At 65.5% G+C, this 17,069-nt stretch carries 16 protein-coding genes and 1 pseudogene; 11 read left to right on the plus strand and 6 right to left on the minus strand.

The genetic code is table 11. From position 1 onward, the window contains the following. Nucleotides 1–11 precede the first annotated feature (11 nt). Nucleotides 12–590 carry a YajG family lipoprotein gene (locus tag MMF98_RS09815; protein ID WP_243307413.1) on the plus strand — a complete coding sequence of 193 codons (579 nt, stop codon included), beginning with the start codon at nt 12–14 and terminating at the stop codon, nt 588–590. A gap of 165 nt (nt 591–755) precedes the next feature. Here MMF98_RS09815 and MMF98_RS09820 read toward each other — a convergent pair. Next, nucleotides 756–1,130: pseudogene (locus MMF98_RS09820) on the minus strand (transposase); the annotation flags it as partial. 68 nt (nt 1,131–1,198) lie between these two features. Further along, complete coding sequence (locus tag MMF98_RS09825) at nt 1,199–1,372, minus strand: phage integrase N-terminal SAM-like domain-containing protein (protein ID WP_279343555.1); 174 nt, start codon at nt 1,370–1,372, stop codon at nt 1,199–1,201. Between the two features lie 156 nt (nt 1,373–1,528). On the opposite strand from MMF98_RS09825, the gene MMF98_RS09830 reads away from it, so the two are divergent. The 6 genes from MMF98_RS09830 (at nt 1,529) to MMF98_RS09855 (ending at nt 5,956) form a co-directional block, all read left to right on the plus strand. Then, the gene (locus MMF98_RS09830) at nt 1,529–1,858 is read left to right on the plus strand and encodes a hypothetical protein (protein ID WP_243306096.1); all 330 of its coding nucleotides are present in this window, start codon (nt 1,529–1,531) and stop codon (nt 1,856–1,858) included. A gap of 119 nt (nt 1,859–1,977) precedes the next feature. Further along, on the plus strand, nt 1,978–2,493 hold the full coding sequence (locus tag MMF98_RS09835) for an OsmC family protein (RefSeq protein ID WP_243306097.1): 516 nt from the start codon (nt 1,978–1,980) through the stop codon (nt 2,491–2,493). Between the two features lie 111 nt (nt 2,494–2,604). After that, nucleotides 2,605–3,165, plus strand: coding sequence for a GNAT family N-acetyltransferase (locus MMF98_RS09840; RefSeq protein WP_243306098.1), 561 nt, complete (start codon nt 2,605–2,607; stop codon nt 3,163–3,165). A gap of 69 nt (nt 3,166–3,234) precedes the next feature. After that, complete coding sequence (locus MMF98_RS09845; RefSeq protein WP_243306099.1) at nt 3,235–3,714, plus strand: ASCH domain-containing protein; 480 nt, start codon at nt 3,235–3,237, stop codon at nt 3,712–3,714. Between the two features lie 814 nt (nt 3,715–4,528). Beyond that, nucleotides 4,529–4,858: a hypothetical protein gene (locus tag MMF98_RS09850; RefSeq protein ID WP_243306100.1), complete on the plus strand. Its 330-nt coding sequence runs from the start codon at nt 4,529–4,531 to the stop codon at nt 4,856–4,858. A gap of 630 nt (nt 4,859–5,488) precedes the next feature. Next, a complete protein-coding gene (locus MMF98_RS09855) occupies nt 5,489–5,956 on the plus strand; it encodes a hypothetical protein (protein WP_243306101.1) in 468 nt (155 codons plus the stop codon). A 249-nt stretch (nt 5,957–6,205) separates the two neighbouring features. On the opposite strand, the gene ggt is transcribed toward MMF98_RS09855, so the two are convergent. After that, nucleotides 6,206–8,104: a gamma-glutamyltransferase gene (ggt, locus tag MMF98_RS09860; RefSeq protein WP_243306102.1), complete on the minus strand. Its 1,899-nt coding sequence runs from the start codon at nt 8,102–8,104 to the stop codon at nt 6,206–6,208. A 277-nt stretch (nt 8,105–8,381) separates the two neighbouring features. On the opposite strand from ggt, the gene MMF98_RS09865 reads away from it, so the two are divergent. Both MMF98_RS09865 and MMF98_RS09870 read left to right on the plus strand, forming a co-directional pair. Beyond that, nucleotides 8,382–10,163 carry a sensor histidine kinase gene (locus MMF98_RS09865; protein WP_243306103.1) on the plus strand — a complete coding sequence of 594 codons (1,782 nt, stop codon included), beginning with the start codon at nt 8,382–8,384 and terminating at the stop codon, nt 10,161–10,163. Then, entirely contained in the window at nt 10,148–11,524 is a 1,377-nt protein-coding gene (locus MMF98_RS09870) for a sigma-54-dependent transcriptional regulator (protein WP_243306104.1), read from the plus strand. Before MMF98_RS09865 ends, MMF98_RS09870 begins: the two co-directional genes overlap by 16 nt. On the opposite strand, the gene MMF98_RS09875 is transcribed toward MMF98_RS09870, so the two are convergent. The 3 genes from MMF98_RS09875 to MMF98_RS09885 are packed head-to-tail and all read right to left on the minus strand — an operon-like array spanning nt 11,490 to nt 14,387. Beyond that, nucleotides 11,490–12,410 carry an amino acid ABC transporter substrate-binding protein gene (locus tag MMF98_RS09875; RefSeq protein WP_243306105.1) on the minus strand — a complete coding sequence of 307 codons (921 nt, stop codon included), beginning with the start codon at nt 12,408–12,410 and terminating at the stop codon, nt 11,490–11,492. The genes MMF98_RS09870 and MMF98_RS09875 overlap by 35 nt on opposite strands. A 19-nt stretch (nt 12,411–12,429) precedes the next feature. Further along, nucleotides 12,430–13,590, minus strand: a complete 1,161-nt coding sequence (locus MMF98_RS09880) for an acyl-CoA dehydrogenase family protein (RefSeq protein ID WP_243306106.1) — start codon at nt 13,588–13,590, stop codon at nt 12,430–12,432. Nucleotides 13,591–13,613: 23 nt separating this feature from the next. Beyond that, a complete protein-coding gene (locus tag MMF98_RS09885; protein WP_243306107.1) occupies nt 13,614–14,387 on the minus strand; it encodes a metallophosphoesterase family protein in 774 nt (257 codons plus the stop codon). 81 nt (nt 14,388–14,468) lie between these two features. Here MMF98_RS09885 and MMF98_RS09890 point away from each other — a divergent pair, with 81 nt between their 5' ends. Both MMF98_RS09890 and MMF98_RS09895 read left to right on the plus strand, forming a co-directional pair. Next, complete coding sequence (locus tag MMF98_RS09890) at nt 14,469–15,704, plus strand: aromatic ring-hydroxylating oxygenase subunit alpha (protein ID WP_243306108.1); 1,236 nt, start codon at nt 14,469–14,471, stop codon at nt 15,702–15,704. A 92-nt stretch (nt 15,705–15,796) separates the two neighbouring features. Further along, nucleotides 15,797–17,002 (plus strand): acetyl-CoA C-acetyltransferase, encoded by a 1,206-nt coding sequence (locus MMF98_RS09895; protein WP_243306109.1) that lies wholly within the window; start codon nt 15,797–15,799, stop codon nt 17,000–17,002. The last annotated feature ends 67 nt before the right edge of the window (nt 17,003–17,069 follow it).

Genomic DNA, 17,069 nt, shown 5'->3' on the forward strand with positions numbered 1-17,069 from the left:
TGATGAAAAACATGAGCCGTTTCACGCTGTACGCGATGACGCTGAGCATGGCGCTGCTGACAGGCTGTGCACGCCTGAAGCTCTCCCCGCCCAGCGCGAGCGCCGACAACATCCAGGCGGCAAGAACCGCGAATCTGCCCCCGCTGTCAGTGGGCGAGTTTTCGCTGGCCGCCGGCCTGCCGAAGAGCCTGGACCTGTCCGTCAGTATCCGGGGCAGCACGCTCTACTCGCCCTACCAGGATTCCCTGGCGAAGTACCTGCAGGAAACCTTGCGCGCGGAACTCACGGGCGCCGGTCTCCTGGACCCCGCCTCGGCCACGATGGTCAGCGGGCAGTTGATGCAGAACACCGTGGAGGCCGGAGCCGATCGCGGCAACGCAACGCTGGGGGCTCGCTTCAAGCTCGTTCGCGAGGGGCAGACGGTCTATGACAAGACCTTGACCGCCAGCGACAACTGGCCATCGTCCTTTATTGGTGCTGTTGCGATTCCTGAGGCCGTCAATCGCTATACGAGCCTGTATCGCAAGCTCGTCAATCAATTGCTCAAGGATTCTGAGTTCATCCAGGCCACCAAGCGGGCCTCGCCCTGATGCGCTCAGGGGCGGCGGCTTTCGTCGCCCCGCATCCATCGCCCGGCAACGAGTGAAACCGGGAAACTGCGGGCGCAACAGATCGTGGATACGGCGGTCGCCAAAGCGGCGACGCAAATGTGCGATCTCCACGATCTTCTCGTGCAGATCCAGTGTGGCCTGATCGAGCTGGGGTGGGTGGCGGTAGCAGTCGCGGGAGAGCCCCACAAGCCGGCACGCACGACGTTCGGACAAATGGTGTTCGCTCACCATGCGACCAACCGCCTCGCGTCTGGCCTGTGGGGCTAGCGCTTTACCCCCAGAACACTCTTGAGCGCATGCATGTCCAGGTGCGCCTCGGCCAGCAACCGCTTGAGCTTGGCGTTCTCTGACTCCAGCTCACGCAGGCGCTGGGCCTCGGAGACCTGCATGCCGCCGACTTGGCGCGCCACTTGTAGAACGTGGCGTCACGTTGCGGCAAAGCTCCTTGATGGGCATACCCGCCTCGGCCTGCCGCAGGAACCCAATGATCTGTTCCTCGCTGAATCTGCTCTTCTTCATATCCGTCATTCTCCGGGTGGTTGACGGACTTCGTGAACTTTAGGTTGGTACGGCTGAGAGGGGGCAGGTCACTCTGGCGCACCCATCTCACGCGGATGCCGCATACCTTTTGCATGACCGTTCCAGCGGATAAAAAAGCGCACCCAGTACAGGTAAGCCTTCTCAGTGCTGAGGCTATAGTGGAGGTAGCGAACGCGTTCACGGACTTGGTCCAGTAGCCGTATGGAGCGCAAAACAGGCATGCCGGGTTTTATGGCCGACTTACATTTGTGTTTTTAGTCAGTAAATGGCCTAAAAGCCCAGGCTAGAAGCCACTTTCAGGAGGAACCCGTGACCAGAATATCCCGCAACGTCCGTTTTATCTCGCAGGTTCTGCGGGATACATTACGTTATAGCGTATGAAAATTGCCACCCTGCTTCTTATCTTAGTGATTTCGTTCAACGTCTTGGCGCAAGATACCGTCAACGACGTCACAGATTCGCAAATCGATAGCTATCAGCGCGGCATGGAATCCGGGTGCAAGAGTCAAGGTCTTGGAAAAGGTGACGCTTCAGAAAAAGTAGACGCCGTATGCGATTGCATACTCAAAGTGCTAAAAGCGGAGATGTCTCGCTCGGAATGGCAACGAGCATATTTTTCTTCTCGCACACGCAATGATCGCGAAGAAATCCGAACCTTAGCACCGCATATCAAGAAGACGGAACTCTGTCGTGCCAATGCGCTATAACTTGGCATTGGTGCGGACGGGCGGAAGCGCCGCGCGCTTTTCAATAATGTGCGCACCCGCTGCACACTTCTACGTTAGGGCGCTTGTGCACAACTATCACCTTGTCGCGGAGGATCCCCATGACCATCGTTCAGATTCAGCAGTCGATTGAAGGCGTCATCAAGCTTTACTCGGAGCATCCGGAGAAGGCACTATCTACAGACAAGGCAGCTGTCGCTGTCATCCAGGAAGGACTTCGATGCAAAGCTGAAGGCCCAAACGGCGCAGTCCTGGTCAGCGACATGCCCAAAGGCATAGGCGGTGGCGGCACGGCGCCAACGCCAGGTTGGTTCTTGCGCGCCGCACTCGCAAACTGCGACGCAACGGTCATTGCGATGCGTGCTGCGCAGCTTGGCATCGTCCTTACGAAGTTGGAGGTCACCGTAGACAGCGACTCAGACAGTCGAGGGATCCTTGGAGTCGGAGATAGCGTTCCTGCAGGTCCGCTCAATATGCGCGTTCATGTACTTGTCGCCGCTGACGGCGCCTCGCCCGAGCAGCTTCGTCAGATAGTCGCCTGGGCGGAGTCGCACTCACCGGTTGGCGATGCTCTGCGGAGAGCCATACCGTGCAGCACAGAGGTCGAAGTTGCCTGACAGTTGCCCCTGCGGAGGGCGTCCTAACCCCTCCATCGAACGAACCACCAACAGCTGGCTTCGCCATCTGTTGGTGGCCGCTCATGTCGAACGTTAGGCCGCAGGTAGCTTATGGTTGATTTTCCAGCGCTGGAGACATCCCGACTCACGCTGCGTGAGATTGTGGAATCGGATGCGGAGAATATTTTTCGAATTCATGGCGACGCCGAGTACATGAGATGGTTCGGATCGGATCCGATTCGCGATCTTGACGGCGCCGCGAAGTTGGTCGCTACGTTTGCCAGTTGGCGGAAAGAGCCGGTTTCCGGTGCACGCTGGGCCGTGGAGTTGAGAGACCAGCCAGGACTGATCGGCACATGCGGATTGTTTCGCTGGAATCGAAACTGGAGATCCTGCATCATCGGTTACGAAATCGCTCCGGCGCATCAGGGCCACGGATACGTGAAAGAAGCTCTAAAGGCAATCATCACCTGGGGTTTCCGAGAGGTGCAGTTGAATCGAATCGAGGCGCAGGTACACCCTGACAACACGGCATCCCTGGCCTTACTCGAGGTGCTCGGGTTTCTGCAAGAGGGGCGGCAGCGGGAAGCTGGGTACTGGGCGGGCCGGCACCACGACCTCCTGCAGTACGCTCTGCTCAATGCGCAGTGGAGTACAGCGAATGCGGTCTAACCTTTTGCTGCAGCGGATGGCTTTGCCCACCGCTGAGCGTGAACGTTAGGCTGCAACATGTCAGTGCCAATGAGCCCGGTCGTTCGCGCGTTCTGGAGCGCGTTCAAGGCCACGCAATCTGAGGACGTCGACGCTAGGTTCTACGAAGTGTGCGTCTTCGACGACAACGAGTCAAGCGCCAATCACCTAGCAGAACTGGTTGTGCGCGGAGTCAAGCGGGCCACTGCCGGTCTGGTTTGGTCGTTCGAAGCGGCGAACATGCCGGTTCCAAAGCCGGGGGATCTCAGCGTGGTCACAACCTGGGACGGGCAGCCGAAGTGCGTGATTGAAACGATTCAAGTCGACATCACGCCATTTTCGGAGGTCACGGTGGAGTTCGCGGCCATAGAGGGCGAGGGAGACGGGTCGCTCCAATATTGGCGTAAAGCACACACGGCCTACTCTGCAAGAGAGTGCTCCCGCATTGGTCGCACCCCGAGCCCGTCCATGCCGGTCGCTTGCGAACGGTTCAGGATCGTCTATTACCCGTTCGGCGAAAATGCGGCCTAACCCCTCCGTCAAGGGGACTGGCCTGCGGCCAGTCCCTTACGTCGAACGTTAACCATCTCAAAGAGGGGGTTTTCATGGCACTCACACCAATTGACGCGGTTTGTCCACACTGCAAAGCGCGCTTCAATGCGCTTCCGAAAAGAACCTTCCTCGGGTTCCAAAAGCTGGCGTGCCCGCAGTGCAAGGAAGACGTTGTGTACCTGCTGACGCGTGGCTATCGAACTACATTTTCATGGTGCTTTCGATCATTGGTGCCTTTTCTCGGGGTGAGTTTGGCGTCCCCGAAGGGCTCGGTATCGCAGTTGCGATTGCACTCATTCGCGACTGGAGCATTAAGAATCGGGTCGCGGTAAACGCTTAGCTAGTGCCAGGCTAGGTCGATGGTTAACAAGTCAATCGACACGGACCCACAACAGCAGGAGGCGGCTTCGCCGCATGTGTTGGTGGTCTGGTCATTTTTACGTTAGATTGCAATGGTTCGTCTTGACTGTTCCGGTGTTTGGTTTGGGTCGCAGCTTGATGAAAAGCACTTGTTCCATTGGGCGGCAGAAATTCCAGGATTCTTACGATGGGATCAGGACACGCTTGTCGTTCGTTCTCGTCTCTCCGAAGCGTCTCTTCGAGATCTTCTATCGTTGTTCAGTCGGTACGAAATTCCAATGAAGCAACTGGCGCAATTTGAGAACCCGAAAAACAGTGCATGGTTTCGGGCTCCGCATATGTACTGGCATGCCAGAGTATTCGGCGCAGAGCAATCTAACAGGGCGCTTCAGCGGACGGCTTCGCCGCCCACTGAGCTTCGGCGTTAGACCGCATGAAAACCCGCGTCATCGTCGCCGCTGCTGCAGTGCTCGTTCCGGTGTTATTGGTCAGCGGCTGTTCGTATTGGGCGTCGCGGTATGAACGCTCGTTCGAAGCCACATTGGATGGGGACACATTGCAAGCGGTTGTCGAACGGTTTGGTGAACCAAACGTCCGCGAAACTGGTGCGGTGCCATTCACCCTCTATGCAACGCGTGCCTGCACTGCTCCGTGCCAAGTCCGTTTGTGGTGGGAGCACCCAATCATGAAAGGGGTGGAGGCTTGGTCAGTTGAGTTCGCTAACGGCCGCGCAATTCACAAGAGCCATTGGGTTTCACCATGAACATGCGGTCTAGCAGGTCCTTCGACACGGACACACAAGTGTGTCAGCGCCGCAGCGCCCACCTCGTGTGTGCCGGTCAAGTCCGACGTTAGGCGGCACAAAGCAGCCATCGAGCCCTGCAACGCGCCCAAGACCAAGACGCCAGCCTCGCATGAACCCAATGCACCTCCTTTCGCGTCTCGTGGTGTGGCCCATTGGCTTGGTGTCGTACGCTGCTCTCTTGGCCGCCTGCGTTCACTGGCTAACCGACACATGGTTCGGGGCAGCTACGCTGGGCATTTGGTTCGCGGTCTTCGTGGGCGTCCCAACAGTTGTAGGCTACGCCGGCTCTCTCTGGTGGCGAGATCAACTTCAAGGGCTACGTCGCTATGAAGCACTGCTGGGGTTTGCGTTGCCCGTCTTCCTTCTCATCCTATGGGCACTTGTCGTTGCGCTCGGCCGGTTGCGGTAGCCTCCCTGCGGCCTCTGGCCATCCTATTGGCTCTTCCCCCAGTGCAGCCTAACCCTTCGCTCGAGCCGACATGCTATGGCAGCCAGCCCTGGCCGCGCTACACTGTGGTCCATGATGCTCCGCGCGGCCAGGGCCGACTGCCTCCGCACGCGGCTCAGCTCTAACGTTAGACGTCATCAATGTCCCTGAACATCAACTACAGGCTCACCGGCGTGGGCTGGGCCGAGTGCACGCTCAGTGATGACCAAAGCACATGTACCGTCACAGCCTCGTACCTATCCGATGCACTTCACAACTTGGTTCTCGCCGCGCATGCTCTTCTGTCGAGATTTACCAAGTTGTCTTTCAGCTTCGACGAAGAGCCTGGTGAGTACCAATGGGTCATAACAAGCCCTCGATTGAACGAGATTGAGCTTCAGATTCTTAGCCTAGGCGAACTATGGGGCGATAGGCCCGACTCAGAGGGCCGGCGGCTATTCCGAACGGTTTGCACTCCGGAAACGTTCGCCACGGCAGTGCATACTGCGGCGGCAGCCGTACTCGCAGAGCACGGCGAGTCTGGCTACTACGAAAAGTGGTCGGAGTATCCGTTCCCCATCGCGCAGTTTGAACAGTTGTCAGTTGCCCTCGCACGGCTGCAAGCGTGACGTCTAACCCTTCCTTCAAGCGGACCCACGCCAGCCGGCTTCGCCGCCTGTCGCGGTCCGCTTAAGTCAAACGTTGATCGCCCGCATTGACGTTTTGATAGTGACTGCTTCTGGCCGACAACAGTCGCTCGCTCACTATCGGTATCTGCGGTTTAACTATAGGTAAACGGAACTAAACAGGAAGCTCTCCGCACTAGTCTTCGAGCGCACCAAGCGCAGGCCGCGCAGGGGCACGGCCCGCGCCTCGCCTCAATCGACCGTCAGCACCGTCCCTTCACGGCGCTTGTCCGCCGCGCCATACTTCAGGCCGGTGGCCAGGTCGATGACCAAGGCCTGCGCCGCCAGGTTGGCGCCGTTGGCCTCGTTGCCACTGCACGGCGGCACGCCGATCGCGGGCTGGCGCATCGCGTCCAGTTGCTGCATGACGCTGGCCGAGAACGCGGGGGTGGGCGTGAAGCCGGTGGGCGTGAAGGGGCCGGTCTCGCAGAACACCTTGTCGTTGTTGCGCGCCGAGATGCGCGGCGCGTCCAGCGCCTGCTGCACGCTCATGCCGTGGTCGATCATGTTGGAGGTGATCTGCACCACCGCGTTAATGATCTTGGAGCCGCCGGCCGAGCCCAGGGCCGCAAAGGGCACGCCGCCCTTGAACAGCAGCGTGGGCGACATGCTGCTGCGCGGGCGCTTGAAGGGGGCCACGTCGTTGGCGCCGGGGTTGCCGGTGGCGGCGTTGAGTGCGGGCGGCCAGTCGAAGTCGGTCAGCTCGTTGTTCAGCATGAAGCCGTAGCCGGGCACCATGATGCCGGAGCCGAACAGCGATTCCACCGTGGTGGTGGCCGTGACGATGTTGCCGTCCTTGTCGGCCACCACGAAATGGGTCGTGTGGTTGCCCTCCTTGGGGTCGGCCACGGCCGCCAGCGGCTGGAAGGCCACCGGGTTGCCCGGCACGATGGCCGAGGGCGCCAGGGCCGCATCGAGCTTGACGAGGCCGCCGCGCTGCGCGAGGTACTTGGCGTCGAGCAGGCCCGCCACGGGCACCTTGACGAAGTCGGCATCGCCCTCCCAGTAGTTGCGGTCGGCGAACGACAGGCGCATGCCTTCGATCAGCACGTGCAGCGCGTTCTTGTCGCCGAAGCCGAAGCCCTGGCTCTTGTCGCCCAGCGGGAAGCGCTCCAGCATCTTGAGCTGCTGCAGCACCGTGATGCCGCCGCCCGAGGGTGGCGGCATGGTGGCGATGCCGTAGCCGCGGTAGCTCCCCGTGACCGGCTCGCGCTGCGCCGTCGCATAGGCGGCGAGGTCCGCCAGGGTCATCAGCCCGGCCTTGCCCGTGGTGAGGGCCGCCCCCGCGGCGCCGGTGGTCGCGGCGCGGCTTTGCGCCTGCACGATGGCGGTGGCGATCTCGCCCTTGTAGAACACGTCGATGCCCTGCGCGGCGATCAGCCGCAGCGTCTTGGCCAGGTCCGGCTGCTTCAGCGTCTGGCCTTCCTTGAGCGGCGTGCCGCCCGGGCGGAACAGCGCCGCGGTTTCGGGCTGCAGGTTGGTCATCTGGAAACCGCGATCGCTGGTGTTCACGATGTCGCCGGCCAGCAGCTTGCCCACCGGGAAGCCGTTGTCCGCCAGCGCAATGGCCGGCTGCAGCGACGCGGACAGGCTGCGCGTGCCCCACTTGCCCAAGGCCGTGTTCCAGCCCGCCAGCGTGCCGGGCACGCCCACCGAGATGCCGCTGGTGGAGGCATCCTCGAAGCTCAGGGTACCGAACATGCCGGGCGTGGCCGCGGCCGGCGCTCGCTCGCGCGAATCGATGACGTAGGACTTCTTGTCCTTGGCCGACCACACCATGATGAAGGCGCCGCCGCCGATGCCCGAGCTTTGCGGCTCCACCACGTTCAGCGCGAACTGGATGGCGGCCGCGGCGTCCACCGCGTTGCCGCCGGCCGCCAGCACGTCGCGGCCAACCTGCGCGGCCAAGGGGTGCGACACGGCCACCACCCCGGCGTGGCCCGCGGTGGCCAATGGCACGCCGGGCGTTATGGCAAGGCCGCTGCCACCGCCGCTGCCGCCACAGGCCGCCAGCATCCAGGTCAGGGCCAGGCCCGCGCACATCGTTTTCTTCCAGCGCATCGGCGCCGCTCGTCTGATCATCTGCATCATGTCTCCTAGGTTTGTGGCGAGAAAGCTTCATCCCGCCGCTATGGCTTTGCAGGGCGCGTGCCAGCGCCCTGCCGCATGGCCCGGACGCACGCAAGTCCTTGTCGCCAGAGAGAAAATCAGCGCGCGGCGGCATGCGCGGCCGATGGCGCGTGTTCGCTTTTCCGTACAAACCCGGCCTTCGCCTGTACGCCCGGACGGACAGGCTGCACGCCCCGCGCCCCTTGGCGCTTGCCCGCGCGGCAACTTGCTAGCACCATGGCGCGTGCTTTCGCCTCCGTTGCCTCACGCCGTCCCCGCGCGCACCGCCTCCAGCCGGCGGCGGCGCTGGCGCGCGCTGGCCTACTGGGGCATCGCGCTGAGCCTGCTGTGCGGCATCGCGCTGGCCGCCTTCGCCGCGCGCGAGTGGTCGCTGCGCCAGGCCTTCGACCGGCTCGACGACACCGCCTTGCGCCAGTTGGAGCTGTACGCCTCGGTGCTCGAACACGAGCTGGCCAAGCAGGACGATCTGCCCGGCCTGCTGGACGTGGACGGCGACATCGAAGCCCTGCTGCTCCAGCCTGCCTCCCGGTCCCTGGGCATGGCCGCGAGCCGGCGGCTGACGCGCTTCACGGTGCGCTCGGGCATGGTGAGCACCGAGGTGGTGGACATGGCGGGCCACATCCTCGCCGCCAGCGACTGGTATGAGCCGGCCACGCGCCTGGGCGCGACGGCGCTGGCGTCGCCCTGCGTGCGCGACACCCTGTCGGGCGGCGAGACGCGGCACTTCGCCGCCGGCATCACAGGCGCCCCCGAGGTGTGCCTGGGCCGCGTGGTCGAGCGCGCCGGGCGCAAGCTGGGCGCCGTGCTGATCCGCATGAGCCTGGCGCCCACCGAGGCCACCTGGGTCGACGCGGCCTTTCGCGACGACAGCGAGCGGCCCTTCGTCACCGATGAGCACGACCAGATCATCCTGTCGGCCGCCCCGCCGTGGAAAGGCCGCACGCTGGCGCAGGTGACGCAGCTGGAGCGAAGGCTGCCGCATGGCGCGCTGCTGGTGCGGCTGTCGGGCGCGCCATCCCATACGGCCGATCTGTTCCTGCTCCACCAGCGCCCGCTGACGCGCCTGGGCTGGCGGCTGCACGTGCTGGCCAGCACGCGCCAGGTCTGGCGCGATGCGCGCACGGCCGCCTGGGGCGGCGGTGCGGCAGCGGCCAGCGTGGGGCTGCTGCTCGTCGTGGTGGCGCAGCGCCGGCGCGTGCTGGCGCAAAAATTGGCCGCGCGCGAGGCCCTGCAGCGCGCCAACGACCAGCTCGAGCAGAAGGTGCGCCAGCGCACGGCCGAGCTGGAGCGCACGCAGCAAGACCTGGTGCAGGCCGGCAAGCTGGCGCTGCTCGGCCAGCTGTCCGCCGGCATCTCGCACGAGCTGGGGCAGCCTCTCACCGCGCTGCGTGGGCTGGCCGGCAATGCCAGGGTGCTGCTCGAGCGCCATCGCCATGGCGACGTCGCCGTCAACCTGGAAGACATCACGCAGTTGGTGGAGCGCATGGGGCGCATCACCGCGCAGCTCAAGGCCTTTGTCCGCAAGTCGCCTACGCCGTTCGGGCCGGTGGTGCTGGCGCGCGCGGTGGAGAATGCGCGGCAGCTCGTCGCAGCGCGGCTGGCCGAGGAGCAGGTGGCGCTGCTCGATCTCGTCCCCGCGGACCTGAGCGTGGTTTGCGACGGCGCCCGGCTGGAGCAGGTGCTGGTGAACCTGCTGGTCAACGCCCTGGACGCACTGCGCGGCGCCCCCGTGCGGCGCATCACCGTGAGCGCCCATGCCGTGGACGGGCGTGCGGTGGTGCAGGTGGCCGACAGCGGCCCGGGCCTGGACCCGCGCGTGCGCGAGCGCCTGTTCGAGCCTTTCCTCACCACCAAGCCGGCGGGAGAAGGCATCGGCCTGGGCCTGGTCATCTCGCAGCACATCGTGCACGAGGTGGGCGGCGCGCTGCGTGCCGCGCACTCGGAAGTGGGCGCCACATTTGAATTCGATCTGCCACTGGCAGAGGAACCTGTCAAGGAGCCAACTTGTTCGACGGACTGAAGATATTGCTGGTGGATGACGACCCCGCCGTGCGGCGCGCCGTGGCGCAGACGCTGGAGCTCGCGGGCCTGGCGGTGGACGTCTTCACGACAGCCGAGGAGGCATTGCCCCACATCGCGGTGGGCTTTCGCGGCATCGTGCTGAGCGACGTGCGGCTGCCGGGCATGGACGGCGTCCAGCTCCTGCGGCGCGTGCAGGCCGTCGATGCGGCCATCCCCGTGGTGCTGATCACTGCCCACGGCGACATCGCGATGGCCGTGCATGCCATGCGGGGCGGCGCCTACGATTTCGTCGAGAAGCCGTTCACGCCGGAGCGCATCGTCGAAGCCGCGACGCGCGCCCTGGAAAAGCGGGCCTTGAGCCTCGAAGTGTCGAGGCTGCGCGAACAGGTGGCCGACCGGCGCGGCATCGACTCGACGCTGCTGGGCCCCTCCTCCGTGATGGAGGCGCTGCGCCGCCAGGTGCGCAGCCTGGCCGCGACCTCGGCCGACGTCATGCTGATCGGAGAAACCGGCACCGGCAAGGAGCTGGTGGCCCGCTGCCTGCACGAGCACAGCCCGCGACGCGCCCGGCATTTCGTCGCACTCAACTGCGGCGGCCTGCCCGACACGCTGGTGGAAAGCGAGCTGTTCGGCCACGAGGCCGGCGCCTTCACCAGCGCGGCGCGCCGCCGCGTGGGCAAGATCGAGCACGCACACGGCGGCACGCTGCTGCTGGACGAGATCGAGAGCATGCCCATGGCCGTGCAGGTCAAGCTGCTGCGCGTGCTGCAGGAGCGGCGACTGGAACGCCTGGGCTCCAACGAGCAGGTGCCGGTGGACGTGCGCGTCGTCGCCGCCGCCAAGTCTGACCTGAAGGCCGAGGCGGAGCTGCGGCGCTTCCGGCCAGACCTGTATTACCGCCTCAATGTCGCCGTGCTGCACCTGCCGCCCCTGCGCGAGCGGCGCGAAGACATCCCGCTGCTGTTCGAGCATTTCTCGATGCAGGCTGCCGCGCGCCACGGCCGTGAGCCCGGCCCGACGCCCGCCGCCCTGCTGCAGCGGCTCGCCGCGCACGACTGGCCCGGCAACGTGCGGGAGCTGCGCAATGTGGCCGAGCGGCACGTGCTCGGCCTGGGCGGCGACGTGCTGGGCCTGGAGACGGCCAGGCCGGCCGCTTCGCTCGCGCAGCAGATCAACCAGATCGAAAAGGCCCTGATCGAGCAGGCCCTGCGGCAGCACCGCGGGCGGGCCAGCGCGGCCTGCGAGGCGCTGGGTGTGTCGCGCACCGCGTTCTACGAGAAGATGGCACGCCTGGGCATCACCATCGATGGCTTCCGCCTTTCGCCTAGCGATACGCCGCCGGGTCACCCGAGTCCGTAGGCCGCGCGATAACGCTCCTGAGGGCCTCCGGCATCGGCAGCCTGAGATTGACGCCCTTGGGCGGAATGGGCGAGAGGAACCAGCGGCGGTAGATCGCTTCGATCTCGCCACTGCGGTAGAGCGCGATCAGGCTGTCGTCCACCAGCGCCTTGAACACCGGGTCGCCCTTGCGCAGCATGATGCCGTAGGGCTCCACAGAGAGCGCCGCGGTGGACACCATGAACTCCTGCGGCGCAGGCGACACGGCCATCAGCCCATACAGCAGCGCATCGTCCATCGCGTAGGCGCGGGCCCGCTCGGTCTCGACCATGCGGAAGGCCTCGTTGTCGTCGCGCGCGGCCAGCACGTTGAAGTCGATGTCGCCGCGCTCCTTCAAGTCCTGGACGATCTTCAGATTGGTGGTGCCCACGGTGGAGACGACCGCCCCGCCGCGCAAGTCCTCCAAGCGGTCCACCGGGGCCGACTTGCGCGACAGCATGCGGGTCGACGACACGAAGGTGGTGACGCTGAAGGTCACCTGGCGCTGCCGCTCCAAGGTGTTGGTGGTGGCACCGCACTCCAGATCCACCATGCCGTTGGCCACCAGCGGCATGCGCGTGGCGGCGTTGACCACCACCCAGCGTCGCTCGATGTCGCGCAGGCCCAGCTTGCGGCGCACGGCCTCGACCACCTTGTCGCACAGGTCGATCGAGTAGCCCACGGGCCGCTGCTGCCCGTCCAGGAACGAGAAGGGAACCGACGCATCGCGGTAGCCGATGGAGATGACGCGGGCCTCCTGGATACGGCGCAGCGTCGGCGATGAGGATTGCGCCTGGGCGCCACCGGCGACGATGGCCAGCAGCAGGGCAAGCGGGACGAGGCGGTTGCGGATGGATGGGCGTGGCAAAGTAGGAGCGACTATAGCTCTACTTGCCCAGCCCGATCCCCCGTGCAATCACCTCCTTCATGATCTCGTTGGTGCCGCCGTAGATGCGCTGCACCCGCGCATCCGCATAGGCGCGCGTGATCGGGTATTCCCACATGTAGCCGTAGCCGCCGTGCAGCTGCACGCACTCGTCCATCACCTTGCATTGCAGGTCGGAGCACCAGTACTTGGCCATGCTCGCGGTGGCGGTATCGAGCTTGTCATGGGCGATGAGTTCGCAGCATTTGTCCACGAACACGCGCGCCACCTGCACCTCGGTCTGCAGCTCGGCCAGGGTGTAGCGCGTGTTCTGGTAGCTGGCCACGGGCTGGCCGAACACCTTGCGCTCCTTCACGTAGGCCACGGTCCAGTCGATGGCGGCCTGGGCCGCGGCCACGGCGCCGATGGCGATCTGCAGGCGCTCCCAGGGCAGTTGCTCCATCAGGCAGATGAAGCCCTTGTTCTCGAAGGCTTCGCCGCCCAGCAGATGGTCGGCCGGCACCTGCACGTTGTCGAAGAACAGCTCGCTCGTGTCCTGCGCCTTCAGGCCCAGCTTCTTGAGGCGCTTGCCTTTCTCGAAGCCCTTCATGCCGCGCTCCACCAAGAGCAGGCTGGTGCCCTTGGCGCCGGCGGCGGGGTTGGTCTTGGCCACCACGATCACCAGGTCCGCGTGCCAGCCGTTGGTGATGAAGGTCTTGCTGCCGTTGAGCAGGTAGCTGCCGTCGGGCTGCCGGACGGCCGTGGACTTCACGCCCTGCAGGTCGCTGCCCGCGGCGGGCTCGGTCATGGCGATGGCGCCCACCATCTCGCCGCTGGCCAGCGCGGGCAGGTATTTCTTCTTCTGCGCCTCGGTGCCGTAGTGCAGGATATAGGGCGCCACTATCTCGCTGTGCAGCCCGTAGCCGATGCCGCTGAAGCCGGCGCGCGCCAGCTCTTCCATCTGCACCACCGAATACAGCTTCTCGGCCCCGCTGCCGCCATACTCGCCCGGCATGGTCATGCACAGGTAGCCGTGGCGGCCGGCCTTGCGCCAGACCTCGCGGTCCACATAGCCCTGCTCTTCCCAGGCCTCATGGTGCGGAGCGATCTCCTTTTCCATGAAGCGGCGAAAGCCGTCGCGAAAGGCCTCGTGGTCGGCGTTGAACAAGGTGCGTTCGATCATCGGTGTTTCTCCGGTCAATGAAATCAATGGGGCGAGGTGGCGCGGCCTGTGGCGAGCCAGCGCGCCCAGTCATCGGCGCCAGCGCGCGCGGCCTGGGCGCTGGCGGCGGCCCAGTCGTAGGCCACGGCGATGAGCGCCACCGTCCAGCCCTGCGCGCCGTGCTCGCACAGCGCGTAGCGCGCATGGGGTGAGCCGGTTTCGTGGATGTGAAAGCCGCCGTGGTCGTCGTCATAGGCGGGCAGGCCCACGCTGCCGGCGTTCACGCACAGGGTGCCGGCACCGGGCTCGTTGCCGGCGATCCAGGCGGTGCGCGGCAGATGGCTGTGGCCGCACAGCACCAGCCCGGCCAGCGCGCCGGGGCTGCCGGCCAGCCGCGCAGCCACCTCGTCGCTGCGCGCGGGGCGCGAGCCGGTGGCGGGCTCCACGGTTTCGAGCAGGTATTCCAGATCCGTGGCGGGCTGGCCGTGGCACACGTAGACGCCGGGCGCCGGTGCCAGCGTGGCGGGCAAGGCGGCCAGCCACTGGCGCTGCGCGGGCGTGGTGTGTTCGTAGCCATACTGGTCTGAAGTGCCGCCCCGCCGCTGCACGCACTGCAGCAGCTGGCGCTCGTGGTTGCCGGCGATGGTGGGCAGGCCAAGCGCCATCAGGTGCTCGGCCGTCTCGGCGGGCCACAGCGGGCCCGAGAGGATGTCGCCGCAATTCACCGTCACATCGGCGCCGCGGCGCGCAATGTCGTCCAGCACGGCCCGCAACGCGGGCAGGTTGCCGTGGATGTCGGAAATGGCGGCGATGCGCATGGCCGGGTATTTTCACAGAGCATTTGCTTGGTGAAAAGAATACACTCTTTCCCGGAAACCACAGAACCACCGGAGACACGCATGCGCCCTGCTGCCTCTGCCGCTGCTGCGGCCCCCGTCGCCACCGCCCCGCCCGCCGCCACGGCCGCCATGCTGGAGCGGGTGCGCACGCAGATCGCCAGCCACCGCGCCGAATGGCAGGACAGCACCGTGGCCGAGGGCCGCATCGCGGCGCAGCGCTATTGCGCGCCCGAGGTCTGGCAGGCCGAATTGCAGGCGCTGTTCCGCCCGCTGCCGCTGATCGCGGCGCACAGCAGCGAGATCGCGTCCGGCCAGGTGCTGGCGCATGACGGTTACGGCGTGCCGCTGCTGCTGGCGCGCGATGCGCAGGGCACGATGCGCTGCTTTCTCAACGTGTGCCGGCACCGCGGCATGCGGCTGGTGGAGGACTCCGGCGCGGCGCAGACACGTGCCAGCGTGGTCTGCCCCTACCACGGCTGGTCTTACAAGCTGGACGGCCCGCTGCGCCACCGGCTGCACGCCGAGGCCTTCGACGACGGCGCCGCCTGCCCCGCCGGAGCGCGCGATCTGGTGCTCCTGCCCTGCGCCGAGCGCCACGGCCTGGTCTGGGTCGTGCCCGATCCACAGGGCAGCCTGGACCTGCCCGCCTACCTGGACGGGCTGGACGCCGAGCTGCCCTACCTGGGCATCGACCGGCTCTGCCATTTCCGCACCATCGAGGCCGAGTACCCGGCCAACTGGAAGCTCATCATCGACGCCTTCCTGGAGCCGTACCACATCCGCGTGCTGCACAAGGACACGATCTACCCCTACTTCACCGACGGCATCACGGCCGGCGAGCGCTTCGGCCCGCACATCTACTCGCTGGTGGCGCGCCGTGCCGCGCAGGACTGGGCCGCCGCGGGCGGCGAGCCGCCCGCCACGCAGGAAGCGTTGCGCCTGCTGGCCACACCCAGCCAGGTGATCTTTCCGAACACGGTGACGATCTTCCACCCCGACTACCTGAGCCTCATCACGCTCTACCCCACCGGCCCCGAGACGCTGCGCTGGACCCACCGCATGCTGATTCCGGCCGACAAGGCCACGCCGGACTGGACGCCGCATTGGGAAAAGACCTTCCGCCTGATCGAGCAGGGCGTGTTCCAGAAGGAAGACATCCACTGCGCCGTGGGCATCCAGCGCGGGCTCAAGAGCGGCGCCAACACGCACCTGGCCGTGGGCCGCGTGGAGCAGGCGCTGAGCTGGTTCCACGACGAGGTGGCGCGCCGCCTCGGGCCTGTCGCGGGCTTGACTTGATCCCGCTCACTTCCGCAAAGCATTCGCCTGGCGAAAAATAGAATGTTCCCACCGCCCTTTCCTCTCTCGACCTTTTTCTTTGGAGACGCACCATGACTGAAGCCTTCGTATACGACGCCATCCGCACGCCGCGCGGCAAGGGCAAGAAGGATGGCAGCCTGCACGAGGTCAAGCCCGTGAACCTGCTGGCCGGCGTGCTGACCGAGCTGCAGCGGCGCAACGATTTCGACACCGCCCAGGTGGACGACGTGGTGATGGGCGTGGTCTCGCCCATCAGCGAACAGGGCTCGGTCATCGCCAAGGTGGCGGCGCTCAAGGCCGGCTGGGATTTCCGCTGCTCGGGTGTGCAGCTCAACCGCTTCTGCGCCTCGGGCCTGGAGGCGGTGAACATGGCCGCGCAGAAGGTGCGCTCGGGCTGGGAAGACCTGGTGGTGGCCGGCGGCGTGGAGAGCATGAGCCGCGTGCCCATCGGCTCCGACGGCGGCGCCTGGGCGCAGGACCCGGAGACCAACTCCGCCACCGCCTTCGTGCCCCAGGGCATCGGCGCCGACCTCATCGCCACGCTGGAGGGCTTCACGCGCGAGGACGTGGATGCCTTCGCGCTGGAATCGCAAAAGCGCGCGGCCAGGGCGCGCGAGGGCGGCTTCTTCGCCGGCTCGGTGGTGCCGGTCAAGGACTTCCTGGACCAGACCATCCTGGACTACGACGAATTCATCAAGCCGCACACCACGCTGGAGGGCCTGGGCGCGCTCAAGCCCTCGTTCGAGCAGATGGGCGCCATGGGCTTCGACGCCGTGGCCATCGCGCGCTACCCGCAGGTGGAGCGCATCCACCATGTGCACCACGCGGGCAATGCCTCAGGCATCGTGGACGGTGCGGCGGCGGTGCTGATCGGCTCCGAGGCCGCCGGCAAGGCGCATGGCTTCACGCCGCGTGCACGCATCCTGGCCGCAGCACTCAGTGGCGCCGACCCCACCATCATGCTCACCGGCCCGATGCCCGCTGCGCGCAAGGCGCTGGCCAAGGCGGGCCTCACGATCGACCAGATCGACCTGTTCGAGGTGAACGAGGCTTTCGCCGCCGTGCCCATGAAGTTCATGAAGGAGCTGGGCGTGCCACACGAGAAGGTCAACGTCAACGGCGGCGCCATCGCCATGGGGCACCCGCTGGGGGCCACCGGCGCGATGATTCTCAACACCCTGATCGACGAGCTGCACCGCCGCAAGCTGCGCTATGGCCTGGCCACGCTCTGTGTGGGCGGCGGCATGGGCATTGCCACGATCGTGGAGCGGATTTAAAGCCATTTCGGCCTCATGTCCGCGTCGCGCGGACGTTGGTAGCTATCAATTTCGTAGCAGACGGAGT

Source organism: Variovorax terrae (assembly GCF_022809125.1).
Lineage (GTDB): Bacteria > Pseudomonadota > Gammaproteobacteria > Burkholderiales > Burkholderiaceae_C > Variovorax_A > Variovorax_A terrae.

What these genes read in the sequence shown, in the direction of transcription:
- MMF98_RS09815 (WP_243307413.1), top strand. Translation starts at nt 12, where the DNA reads ATGAGCCGTTTCACGCTGTACGCGATGACGCTGAGCATGGCGCTGCTG.
- MMF98_RS09825 (WP_279343555.1), bottom strand. Translation starts at nt 1,372, where the DNA reads ATGCCTGTTTTGCGCTCCATACGGCTACTGGACCAAGTCCGTGAACGC.
- MMF98_RS09830 (WP_243306096.1), top strand. Translation starts at nt 1,529, where the DNA reads ATGAAAATTGCCACCCTGCTTCTTATCTTAGTGATTTCGTTCAACGTC.
- MMF98_RS09835 (WP_243306097.1), top strand. Translation starts at nt 1,978, where the DNA reads ATGACCATCGTTCAGATTCAGCAGTCGATTGAAGGCGTCATCAAGCTT.
- MMF98_RS09840 (WP_243306098.1), top strand. Translation starts at nt 2,605, where the DNA reads ATGGTTGATTTTCCAGCGCTGGAGACATCCCGACTCACGCTGCGTGAG.
- MMF98_RS09845 (WP_243306099.1), top strand. Translation starts at nt 3,235, where the DNA reads ATGAGCCCGGTCGTTCGCGCGTTCTGGAGCGCGTTCAAGGCCACGCAA.
- MMF98_RS09850 (WP_243306100.1), top strand. Translation starts at nt 4,529, where the DNA reads ATGAAAACCCGCGTCATCGTCGCCGCTGCTGCAGTGCTCGTTCCGGTG.
- MMF98_RS09855 (WP_243306101.1), top strand. Translation starts at nt 5,489, where the DNA reads ATGTCCCTGAACATCAACTACAGGCTCACCGGCGTGGGCTGGGCCGAG.
- ggt (WP_243306102.1), bottom strand. Translation starts at nt 8,104, where the DNA reads ATGATGCAGATGATCAGACGAGCGGCGCCGATGCGCTGGAAGAAAACG.
- MMF98_RS09880 (WP_243306106.1), bottom strand. Translation starts at nt 13,590, where the DNA reads ATGATCGAACGCACCTTGTTCAACGCCGACCACGAGGCCTTTCGCGAC.
- MMF98_RS09885 (WP_243306107.1), bottom strand. Translation starts at nt 14,387, where the DNA reads ATGCGCATCGCCGCCATTTCCGACATCCACGGCAACCTGCCCGCGTTG.
- MMF98_RS09890 (WP_243306108.1), top strand. Translation starts at nt 14,469, where the DNA reads ATGCGCCCTGCTGCCTCTGCCGCTGCTGCGGCCCCCGTCGCCACCGCC.
- MMF98_RS09895 (WP_243306109.1), top strand. Translation starts at nt 15,797, where the DNA reads ATGACTGAAGCCTTCGTATACGACGCCATCCGCACGCCGCGCGGCAAG.